Source organism: Providencia sp. PROV122, from assembly GCF_028482365.1.
GTDB lineage: Bacteria > Pseudomonadota > Gammaproteobacteria > Enterobacterales > Enterobacteriaceae > Providencia > Providencia stuartii.
Window position 1 is genome coordinate 80752 of the sequence record NZ_JAMPQI010000021.1, and the last position, 11397, is coordinate 92148.

Annotated in this window: 10 protein-coding genes; 3 read left to right on the forward strand and 7 right to left on the reverse strand. The window is 41.6% G+C overall.

Annotated features, from left to right (window positions below):
• Positions 1 to 30: 30 nt before the first annotated feature.
• The 4 genes from PSE69_RS15655 to PSE69_RS15670 form a co-directional block, all read right to left on the reverse strand.
• Positions 31 to 825: an ABC transporter ATP-binding protein gene (locus PSE69_RS15655; protein WP_121875304.1), complete on the reverse strand. Its 795-nt coding sequence runs from the start codon at positions 823 to 825 to the stop codon at positions 31 to 33.
• Positions 822 to 2624: a dipeptide/oligopeptide/nickel ABC transporter permease/ATP-binding protein gene (locus PSE69_RS15660; protein ID WP_121875303.1), complete on the reverse strand. Its 1803-nt coding sequence runs from the start codon at positions 2622 to 2624 to the stop codon at positions 822 to 824. Before PSE69_RS15660 ends, PSE69_RS15655 begins: the two co-directional genes overlap by 4 nt.
• The gene (locus PSE69_RS15665) at positions 2621 to 3568 is read right to left on the reverse strand and encodes an ABC transporter permease (RefSeq protein WP_053109858.1); all 948 of its coding nucleotides are present in this window, start codon (positions 3566 to 3568) and stop codon (positions 2621 to 2623) included. Before PSE69_RS15665 ends, PSE69_RS15660 begins: the two co-directional genes overlap by 4 nt.
• A gap of 96 nt (positions 3569 to 3664) precedes the next feature.
• Positions 3665 to 5224, reverse strand: coding sequence for an ABC transporter substrate-binding protein (locus tag PSE69_RS15670; protein ID WP_004917390.1), 1560 nt, complete (start codon positions 5222 to 5224; stop codon positions 3665 to 3667).
• Between the two features lie 150 nt (positions 5225 to 5374).
• Between PSE69_RS15670 and PSE69_RS15675 the strand changes: the two genes are divergently transcribed.
• From PSE69_RS15675 to PSE69_RS15685, 3 genes are all read left to right on the forward strand, one after another.
• Complete coding sequence (locus PSE69_RS15675; RefSeq protein WP_072502727.1) at positions 5375 to 6022, forward strand: DUF1028 domain-containing protein; 648 nt, start codon at positions 5375 to 5377, stop codon at positions 6020 to 6022.
• Between the two features lie 423 nt (positions 6023 to 6445).
• Positions 6446 to 6883, forward strand: coding sequence for a helix-turn-helix domain-containing protein (locus tag PSE69_RS15680; protein ID WP_072502726.1), 438 nt, complete (start codon positions 6446 to 6448; stop codon positions 6881 to 6883).
• A 1054-nt stretch (positions 6884 to 7937) separates the two neighbouring features.
• Positions 7938 to 9359 carry an NAD(P)/FAD-dependent oxidoreductase gene (locus tag PSE69_RS15685; protein ID WP_004917397.1) on the forward strand — a complete coding sequence of 474 codons (1422 nt, stop codon included), beginning with the start codon at positions 7938 to 7940 and terminating at the stop codon, positions 9357 to 9359.
• A 185-nt stretch (positions 9360 to 9544) separates the two neighbouring features.
• On the opposite strand, the gene PSE69_RS15690 is transcribed toward PSE69_RS15685, so the two are convergent.
• The 3 genes from PSE69_RS15690 to PSE69_RS15700 all read right to left on the reverse strand — a co-directional run.
• Positions 9545 to 10300 carry an iron ABC transporter ATP-binding protein gene (locus PSE69_RS15690; protein ID WP_004917400.1) on the reverse strand — a complete coding sequence of 252 codons (756 nt, stop codon included), beginning with the start codon at positions 10298 to 10300 and terminating at the stop codon, positions 9545 to 9547.
• Between the two features lies 1 nt (position 10301).
• On the reverse strand, positions 10302 to 11285 hold the full coding sequence (locus PSE69_RS15695; RefSeq protein ID WP_004917402.1) for an iron chelate uptake ABC transporter family permease subunit: 984 nt from the start codon (positions 11283 to 11285) through the stop codon (positions 10302 to 10304).
• Positions 11272 to 11397, reverse strand: a 126-nt coding sequence (locus tag PSE69_RS15700; RefSeq protein WP_272675290.1) for an iron chelate uptake ABC transporter family permease subunit, incomplete at its 5' end; no start/stop codon positions are given. The genes PSE69_RS15695 and PSE69_RS15700, both read right to left, overlap by 14 nt.

Sequence of the window (11397 nt, forward strand, 5' to 3'; positions counted from 1 at the left end):
TGTTCTATTTTTCATCTCCACACTCGCCTTTTACTCAAAAGAGAGCCTTGGCGCGCTGGTCAATAAATTCTGGGTATAACTCTGTTCAGGGGCAGCAAATAAACGATGAGTTTCCTGACATTCTAGCAAATCACCTAAATAGAGCACGGCCACTCTGTCAGCAATTGATTCAACGACGGCTAAATCATGACTTATAAATAAGTAAGATAACGAAAATTGTGTTTTTAGCTCTTGTAGCAACAACAACACTTGCGCCTGTACCGAAACGTCCAATGCGCTAACAGGCTCATCGAGAACGAGGATCTGTGCATCGGCTGCCAATGCTCGTGCAATCGCTAAACGCTGAGCTTGCCCACCCGAAAACTCATGTGGATAGCATGCCAGCGCATCCAATGGCATACTTACGGCCTCGAGTAACTCATGTAATCTATGGATTTGTTCAGATTTATTCATCTGCTTAAGGTACTTTAAAGGTACGGATAAGGTTTCTCCGATCGTTTTACGTGGGTTCAATGATGCAACAGGATCTTGGAAAACATATTGGATAGCTTGACCGAAGGCTCGTGCTCCTTGTTTTTGCCACTGAGAACGGTTTTTTCCCAATATGCGGATCTCTCCTGATGTTTCCTGCTCCAATCCAACTAAAATACGGGCAAGAGTACTTTTCCCCGAACCGCTTTCCCCAACGATCGCCAATGTTTCACCTTCATAAAGATCTATTGAGATGTTTTTTAGGGCTTTAACTTCTCTACTTGTTGGATGAAAAAGGTTAGGTGGGCGACCAAACGTTTTTACCAATTGATTGACTTCAATGACCTTATTCATAACACCTCCTGCACCGCGTCTGGTTTAGCGCTATAAATATCTGCAACATGGGTAAGAAATGCTTTTCCTTCCCCCAGTTTTGGCACACTGGCAATCAAGCGACGCGTATAAGGGTGCTGTGGCTGATGAAGTACCGTTTGTGTTGCGCCCGTTTCTACAATTTGGCCTTGCTGCATCACCGCCACGCGATCACAAATTTGGTTAATCACCGCAAAGTCATGGGTAATAAAAAGTAGCGCAACCCCTCTTTCACGACGTAACTTATTGAGTAATTCTAAAATGCGCGCCTGTACAGTGACATCCAGTGCCGTTGTCGGCTCATCGGCAATAATTAACACCGGATCATTCGCAAGAGCCATGGCAATCCCAACACGTTGGCGTTGCCCTCCAGAAAGTTGATGGGGATAAGCGTGATAACTCTCTTTTGCTGATGGAATACCAACACTCTCAAGTAACTCAATCGCCTTATTCTTCGCTTGTTGATCGGAAAGGGATTGGTGAGCGGTGATCGCCTCTTGTAATTGTGCACCTATCGAAAACTGTGGATGCAGTGTCGTCAACGGATCTTGAAAAATATAAGAGACTCTAGCGCCACGGCGTTGCTGTAACGCCGATAGAGATAATGACAACATCTCTTCTTCATTAACATAGATCCCACCACCGGTGATCACCGCTGGCGGGGAAGCTAATAGCCCCATAATGGACAGTGCTGTAACACTTTTACCAGAGCCACTTTCCCCTATCAGCCCTAAACACTCACCACGCGCCACTGAAAAACTGATATTTTTAACCGTTGGGCGCAATAGAGGCCCTTGACGAAAACCAACACACAGTGACTTCACTTCTAACACCGCCTTGCTGCCTTCCGTACGTGCTGGAATATCAATACGTGCGGTTTCTGTCACTGGTTGCGAGCGATGCAAAGCCCCTGATTTGAGTCTTGGATCAAGTAAATCGCGAATGCCATCACCTAATAAATTAAAGCTAATGACGATAAGAAAAATCATAATGCCGGGCACTAATGCAACATGGGGCGCCACGAACATCTGTGCTCTACCTTGCCCTAGCATTGATCCTAAGTCGGCATTCGGCGGCTGTGTTCCTAACCCTAAAAACGACAACCCCGCCGTTTCCAAAATCATCCACCCTATCGTGGTTGACATAGTCACGACAATAATAGGCAATACATTCGGTAAAACTTCCGTTAATAGAACTTGAATATGGTTTTTACCTGATAACCTTGCCGCCTGAATAAAATCACGATCGCGCAAGCCTACTGTTAGCCCTCGAATATTACGTGCAAAGAAGGGGATATTAACCAAAGCTATCGCGTATAACGCATTAAGTAAGCCCGGCCCAAGTACAGCGACAATCGCCAATGCCAGTAAAATATAAGGAAAAGCCATTAACATATCGATGCAACGCATCAATAGGGTATCAGTTCGCTGCCCAACATAGCCGGCAATTAAGCCAATTAGCGTACCTAATACGGCTGCAATTAACGTCGCAGAGATCCCCACAAGCAGTGATACCCGTGTTCCCCATAATAACCGTGACAAAATATCACGCCCAAGATGGTCGGTTCCCAACACATGACCCGAAGAAAAAACAGGTAATAATCGATTAATGAGATCCGTTTTATCGGGATCAGGCAGTGGCAGCCAAGGTGCTAGTAATGCTGACAACATGATGACCAATAAGATCGCTAGCCCTAATGCAGCTAAACGATTGGTCATTAACAAAGACCAAGCCGATTGGCGATAACGTGGCTGGATAACCGGTGTAGTAATTTGGCTCATGATTTTAACCTCGGATCCAAAAGTGCCTGCATCAAATCAGCAAACAAATTAATAAATACATAGGCTGCTGCTGCAATTAAAACACCGCCCTGCACTAAAAAGAGATCACGTGTCGCAACCGCTTTAACCAACATGGCACCTAGCCCCGGCCACTGGAATACGGTTTCGATATAGACAGCACCGCCTAGAACAAAACCAGCTTGAATCCCAATAACGGGGATCACTGACACGAGCGCCATACGAAAAGCATGACGAAAAATAACTTTGCGTTCGCTAAGTCCTTTTGCTCGAGCTGTACGAATAAAATCTAAGCGCAAGACCTCTAACATCGCAGTACGAGTTAATCGAGCAATGACCCCTGTCGCGACTAAAGAGAGCGTCACTGCTGGCAGAACAAGATGGTGCAATAAGTCGCCGAACCCACCGCCTTGCCAAATCGAATACATCCCTGACGCAGGAAACCATTGCAGTTGTACCGCAAACAGCATGATCATCAATAGGCCGATCCAAAACGATGGCATCGAAATGCCCAGTAACACGGCTAGCGTGATCACTTTGTCACTCCAGCTAAACTGACGGATCGCCGAAATAATGCCTGCCAGCAACCCTAAAACAGAGCTGAGCAACAGCGCACTGCCCCCAAGAATTAAGGTGGCTGAAAAACGTTCTAATACCTCGTCAGTGACAGGACGATTGAGTACGAATGAGCGCCCAAAATCCCCCTGCAATAAATTACTTATCCAAATAAAGTATTGTTGATATAGCGGCTTATCTAAACCAAGTTCCTGTTTTACCCGCGCCACATTCTCTGGTGTTGCCCATGGCCCGAGCAGTGCTTGAGCGGGGTCACCAGGGATCAACGCCATGATGAAAAATACGATAAGCGTGAGCCCAATTAAAATGGGTATCGTCGCTAAAATTCGTTTAACACAATATAGCCACATAGGTTCTTCCCCAGTAAATCTTCCCGTCGTAACCGTTTTAATGCCGAGTAAAGGCTCGCTACTTTGTTATGCCGTGAAATTAAGCCAATTGATCCGTTAATCTTTATGAACGTCTTTAAGCAATAAATTAAAATTTGGCTGTAATTTAAAATTACTGATCCGCGCACTGGCGACCGCATTTTGCTTCCAATTTGCCACAAACAGCCATGGCGCATCTTGGTGAACTCTCTTTTGTACCTGCCGATAAAGCCGTGCCCTCTCAGCCATATCGTTTGTTACTCTTGCCTTATCTAATAAGCTATCGAGTTGTTTATTCGCGTAATAGCCAGAATTAAATCCCCCTTTCTCTGGCCATGATCCAGAGTGCAGCGTCAAAAAGGGTAAGGTGTCAGGATCGTTCGTCATCCATGCCATTTCCGCCATATGTGCTTGTTTAAGCCCTGAATTCACCTTTGATAAATAGGTATTCCACTCAAAAGTCTGTATTTCAACTGACAGCCCAACGGCCTTTAGGTCGGCCTGAATCGCTGTCGCCATCGGGATCGGATCCAACATGCCAGATCCTCCCTCTGTGACATAAAAAATAATTTTTTGCCCTTCTGCTCCCGCCGCTTTAATCAATTCACGCGCTTTTTGAGGATCGTAAGGGTAAGCCTCCGTTTCAGGATCAAACGCCCAATCGAAAGCTGAAGGGATTGGCCCCTGTGCAACATCTGCGGAGCCTTGAAGGATATATTTAACGATATTCTGTTTGTTGACTGCGTAATTCACGGCTTGCCTGACACGCACATCGTCAAATGGTGGACGTGATGCATTCAACATGCCATACCAAACATGCGGGCCTGTTGCTTGATACAAGTGAAAACGTTTATCAGAGGCAAACAGTGGTACATTATCCGCGGGCACTTCAACCATCGCATCAATCCCTCCCGACAGCATTTCAGCCACGCGAGTATTAGCGTCAGTTATTGGGCGAAAAACCACATATTGCAGTGACGGTCGCCCTCCCCAGTACTGATCATTGGCTTCCACAACAACACGCTGATTCGCCGTCCACTCGGTAAATTTAAAAGGCCCAGTCCCACTTGGATGGCGACCAAAATTTTTATCGTATTGTTTAACGGCGGTTGGCGAGACAATCAAACCTGCGGGGGTTGCAAGATTGGATAAAAAAGGGGCAAACGGCTCTTTTAACCGGAAGATCACCGTGGCGTTATCGGGCGTTTCAATGTTGTCGATAACAGAAAAGAAAAATGATAAAGGAAAAGGCCCTGTATGATAGTAAGGATGCTCACGATTAAGCATACGTTCGAACGTAAACTTAACCGCTTGTGCATCTAATGGTGATCCATCATGAAAGCGAACCCCTTTGCGTAAATGAAATGTGTAAGTCAGTCCATCCTCACTCACATTCCATGATTCGGCCAGTGCAGGCTCAAGCTTTAATGAACCATCAGAATTGCGCACCAACCCCTCATAAATATTCACCAAGATCCGTGAATCATTGGCAGCCGTCGCCACCTGAGGATCTAATGATTGCGGTTCAGCCACTTGCCCTAATAACAATACATGGCTGTTTTCATCGCCCCATAGCGGAAATGAAAAAGCGAATAGAAGTGAAACTGTGGCTACCCATCTGCGTAAACACATGCCCATATTTGTTCTCCCTGGTGTGGTGACGATGCTGTGATATGTGTCAATTTTGTTAAAATTATTCTCTTTTTCTTTATTTATGATGATAAATTAACTTTCTCGCAATAATTTATAATGATAAATTTGATCGGTGTCTAATTTATGAGGTGTAAAATGACTTTTTCTATCGTCGCTCGTTGTGCAAAAACGGGGGAAATTGGAGCAATAACCGCAACAGGTGGTCCCGCAGTAGGGGCATTAGTTCTCCATGGGGCAAGTCATCATGGTGCGATTGCCACACAAGCCATGACCAACCCCATGGCGGGTATAACGGGAGTTGAATTCCTTCGAGAGGCTATGCCAGCTAAAACCTGTTTAGATGTTTTGCTTAAAAAAGATGCCGCCCCCACATTAAGGCAATTGATCATTATTGATAAACAAGGCACCAGTGCGCATTGGACAGGACAGGCATGTTTACCTTGGTGTGGTGGCTTATCTGAAACCAATTTAGCGATTGCAGGTAATATGCTCGCAGGAGAGCATGTTTTACACGCGCTATACGATACCTATCATAAATACTCAGAGTTAGCGCTAGCAAATAGGCTATTAATGGCAATGAAAGCGGGTGAAAAAGCGGGAGGTGATTATCGAGGAATTCGTTCAGCGGCACTCAAAATATGGCACCGTCGCCAATATGCAGATATTGATATTCGCGCTGATTGGTCACAACAACCTTTATCTGACTTAAACGTTATTCTGCATCAAATATGCTCAAGCGACTACGCCGATTTCTTCGCACAAATTCCCACTGGAAATGAATAATCAGCTTCACTTAACAGCAATTACGTAATTCAACTTAGGAAATTAATACTCATAATATGAAATTATCTCTAAAATAGCCGTCAAACCTTTGACAGAATGTAACAAAATGAAACAATTTAGGTGACAATTAACTATTTCAAATAGAACAAATTAGTAAACACATTTACTCTTTTTACGTCATAATTCGAAATATAAATAAAATAACCTTCTTAAAATGACGATATTTTCATAGATTTAAGCTCTCAATTTTCCAAAAATTTACGTGAATACCAATAGTGTAAATCAGCATTTTCAATAAAAATAAATATAACAATAGTTATAAACTATCAAAAATCACTGTTTATTAGGTATAAACATTTTTACACCTACAGCAGACTCGTTATAGTAGCGCCCAAATAGAGGCGATGAGTAGAAAACTAAATAATGGAAGAAAACAAACTCAGTACACTATCGGGTTACTTTTTACGCAAGGCAAGAAAGGAGAAGAAAATCACGGGCAAAGAATTAGCCAAATTAATGGGGATCAGCCAGCAACAAATTTCTCGCTATGAAAACGGGATAACGCCACTCACAATTGATTTACTGTATAAATTTCTATTGATCTTGGAGATTGATGGCGCAAGTTTTATACAAAAAATTTTCCACGAATACGCGAACGGTAGCAATAATAAAGAGCCTGCTCCCGTCACACCACCATCACTCAGCCAATATATCAGACACTTTATTAAAGATAAAAATAGCGCAACACGTGATGAAATACGTTATTCCAATCACAATAGAAAAAATTTAGAGACCTATTCCGTCCAGCTCAAGCCACTCAATGGCGCCAAAATAAAGAGAGTTAATTCTAAAAAGGAATAAATCGCCCTATAATAAATTACACTCCAATAATAGAGGTTTATACTAAATAAGCACTTCTACCTAAGTGAATTAATTGTCATTTCCCACTGGGTTCGCCAAACTTTTAATCCATGATTTTTCTGGCATGATGATAATAAGCACAAACTATGTATGCCAATTGGTTAAAAAATAGATAACTCAAACTATTGCCTAAATAAAAAACCTGATTTATTGTAAGGATTACTTATTTAGATAACACTTTAACCAGCTTAGTCGTATATTTTACTTTTACCACTATGTGTGACTAAAAAAATAAACAAATTTAGGATTATTATTAGTAACAGTCGTTATTGAAAGGGTTAAACTGGATAAGAATTCGTCTTTGACTATTTTATCAACAGACACAAAGATAAACATATCCTCATGTTTTTTAATGATAAATCAGAGGTAAAATATATTCCTAATAGGCGTTTCAATAACAAAATATATTTTTTCAACTTTATTTTAAAATAGTGTAAACCTAAAAATACGCAACGAATTTTCCTGTTACTGAAAAACTTGAGAATTTAGTTCAAAAAAACGACAATATAAAAAACACAAACATTTAGATATTTAATTAAATGTTTTTAAACTAATACGTATTTTATCTATTTAACCTTTCAAGAGTAAAAAGAAGGATAACCACCAACCCTCATAAAATCGGATATTTCATTCTCCTACCCTTATTAACCACACAATATAGCATTGTTTAACACTTGGCTCATTCTAGTATTTTTGCTAATTACTCACTCTACGAAACAAATATCCACCGCATCTAAGTTGATTAAAAAATCACTGTACACATTATCTGACATTTCACTTTATTTTCTGCCCTCTTAAAAAGATTGAATTTTATTAAAATAGCTCGCAAACCCCTTACAGGCTTGATTATTTCTGATTATGAATATTCACATTTCTCTTACTTTTGTTAACAAATATTAACCATAGTTAACAACATCATGAAATATGATAATATGATTATCTTAAATTGTAATTATTTACTATATAAAAACTAAGGTTATTATTGAGGTTATAGATGAAAATCTCGAGAAGAAAACTACTTTTAGGGGTCGGTGCTGCGGGTGTTCTCGCAGGTGGTGCTGCGGTTGTTCCAATGATCCGCAGAGAAGGTCGGTTTGAGTCCACCAAATCTCGTGTTCCTGCTGTAGCAGGCACAGAAGGTGCATTACCAAAATCCGCTGATGCCGTTATTATCGGTGCAGGCCTTCAAGGTATTATGACTGCAATTAATCTCACCGAAAGGGGGATGAACGTTGTTATTTGTGAAAAAGGCGTTGTAGGCGGCGAACAATCAGGCCGTGCTTATAGCCAAATTATTAGCTACAAAACTTCCCCAGAAATTTTTCCATTACACCACTATGGAAAAATTTTATGGACTGGCATGAATGAAAAAATCGGTGCTGATACAAGTTACCGCATTCAAGGCCGTGTTGAAGTTCCTTCTAGCGAAAAAGATCTAGAACTCACCAGAGAGTGGATCAAAAAGACAGCAGAAAACCCAGGTTTTGATACACCTTTAAGAACTCGCATGATCGAAGGTGAAGAGCTGGCAAAACGCTTACCTAATGCACAAACTCCATGGAAAATCGGTGGATTTGAAGAAGACGCAGGTAGTCTCGACCCAGAAGTGGTTACACCAACCATGGCTAACTACGCCAAATCAATCGGGATCCGCATCTATACCAACTGTGCAGTAAGGGGCATAGAAACCGCTGGCGGTAAGATTTCCGACGTTGTGACCGAAAAAGGTTCCATCAAAACTTCTAACGTAGTGCTAACTGGTGGTATCTGGTCTCGCCTATTTATGGGTAACCTAGGCGTTGATGTTCCTACACTGAACGTTTACCTATCTCAACAGCGTATTACTGGCGTGCCTGGTGCACCGAGAGGTAACGTGCATCTACCAAACGGTATTCACTTCCGTGAACAAGCTGATGGTACTTATGCGGTAGCACCACGTATCTTTACCAGTTCTATCGTTAAAGATAGCTTCCTGCTAGGCCCTCGCTTTTTACACCTACTCGGAGGCGGAGAGCTGCCATTAGAATTCTCAATCGGTAAAGATCTCTTTAACTCCTTCACCATGGCAACCTCATGGAAGCTGGATGAGAAAACGCCATTTGAAGAGTTCCGTACCGCAACTAACACACCAAACAATGAGCACTTGGATGGCGTTCTAGAAAGACTTAGAAATGAATTCCCTGTGTTTAAAGACTCTAAAGTGGTTGAGCGTTGGGGCGGCACTGTTAGCCCAACTGACGATGAGATCCCAATCATTTCGAAAATCGAACAATACCCTGGCCTTGTTATCAACACCGCAACAGGTTGGGGTATGACAGAAAGTCCTGCATCTGGACAGTTGACTGCTGATCTATTGATGGATACTAAGCCTATCATCGATCCACGTCCATACAGACTTTCTCGTTTTAGCGAGTAATATAAAACGCTTTTTACGCGGGATTTGGATGCACTCTTCACTTATGCTAATTAGGTGAAGAGTGATTGGAATGGCGCGTGAATAGTTTGTAGCTTTGCTACTGCGTTTGATATATAGCTCAATAAAATAGCCTCTATGCTAACAAGCAATAGAGGCTATTTTTTATAAAAATAAAATGACTTCGTTTAGTAATACATCGCTATCAATTTATTATCGACAGATTTAATCTCAATAGGAGTATCAAAGATATCTTCGATGATATCGACCTTCATAATGTCATTAGGCGCCCCATGATAAACTAACTTCCCTGCTCGCATAGCGATAATATGGTCGGAGTAGACAGAGGCAAAATTGATATCGTGGATCACCAAAATAATCGTTTTGCCTAACTCGTCTGCCGCGCGACGCAGCAATTTCATCATAATGACCGCGTGCTTCATATCAAGGTTGTTGAGTGGTTCATCTAACAGCACATATTCAGTGTCTTGACATAAAACCATCGCCACATAGGCTCTTTGCCGTTGACCACCTGATAGCTCATCCAAATAACGATGACGCAAGTTAGATAAATTTAAGAATTCGAGTGACTCATCGATTTTCTTTTTGTCATCAAGGGTTAAACGCCCTTTTGTATAAGGATAGCGACCAAAACCAACTAACTCTTCAACGGTTAATCGACTTGCGAACTGGTTTTCTTGTCGCAACACTGACAAATAAGTCGCTAGCTTATCACTTGGCGTTTTTACAACATCTAGCTCATTAACCTTCACATGCCCAGAATCGGCCATTAATAAGCGCCCAATGATTGATAAAAGCGTCGACTTACCTGCTCCATTAGGCCCAATAATCGATGTAATACCACTATTTTTAATCGTTGTTGTGATGTTATCTAAGACCTTAGTATCCTGATAACTTTTCGATATCTGATTAATTTCAATCATACTAAAACCTTCTTAACACCATATAAATAAAGAATATGCCGCCGATAAACTCAATCACAACAGATAGCGTACCCGCCATGTTCAAGCCGTAATCAAGGATCAATTGCCCTCCAATAAGCGCAATCACTCCTAATAAGAAAGAGACGGGCAACAGATAACGGTGCTGACTACTACCACTAATAAAATAAGCAAGGTTCGCCACCATTAACCCTAAGAAAGTTAATGGCCCTACTAATGCTGTCGATACCGCCACTAATATCGATATCAGTAATAAAATCACCGTCACTTTATGGCGATAGTTAATTCCTAAATTGATCGCATTTGCCTGACCGAGAGCTAAAACATCGAAACAATAGCGCATACGCCACAGCAAAATACCAACGACTAGCGTAATTGCTAAAGTAAAGAAGATCAGCTCAGGGGTCGCTCGTGTAAAAGTCGCAAACATACGACTTTGTAGAATTGAGAATTCATTCGGATCCATCAACCGCTGTAGTAACGTCGCCGTACTTTTAAATAACGTACCAAGAATAATACCAACCATCAAAACGAGGTTGATATTCAACTTAGCTGAAACAAACAACCAGCGATAAAGTAATACGGAGAATAGAACGAGTAGCGATGACTCTAGCAAAAACTTCCCAATATTGAGCAACCAAGATGCAGGGAAGCTATCGGTATAAAACACAAAGATTGACTGTAATAAAATAAATAACGCCTCTAAACCCATAATAGAGGGCGTCAATATCTTATTATTGGCTATGGTCTGAAAAAGAACGGTCGAGACCCCAGAAGCAAAAGCGACCAGAATCATCGTCAGCACCATATAACCTCGGTGTGGCAAAATATAAGCAAGGTTATTGCCAAGATTGATAGTCATAAAAAGTGTAATAGCTATAACCGACAGCCCCAGTAATAGCCATATTCTTTGTAATGGTGTCATCCCTTTTTTGGGTAACACCACTGATGCATTAACTTTTTGCATAACGCTGCTGCTTCAACAGTAAAAAAAGGAAAATAATGGCGCCAATAACACCTAAAATCACACTTGCAGGTATTTCGAATGGATAACGGACTAAGCGACCGACAATATCACA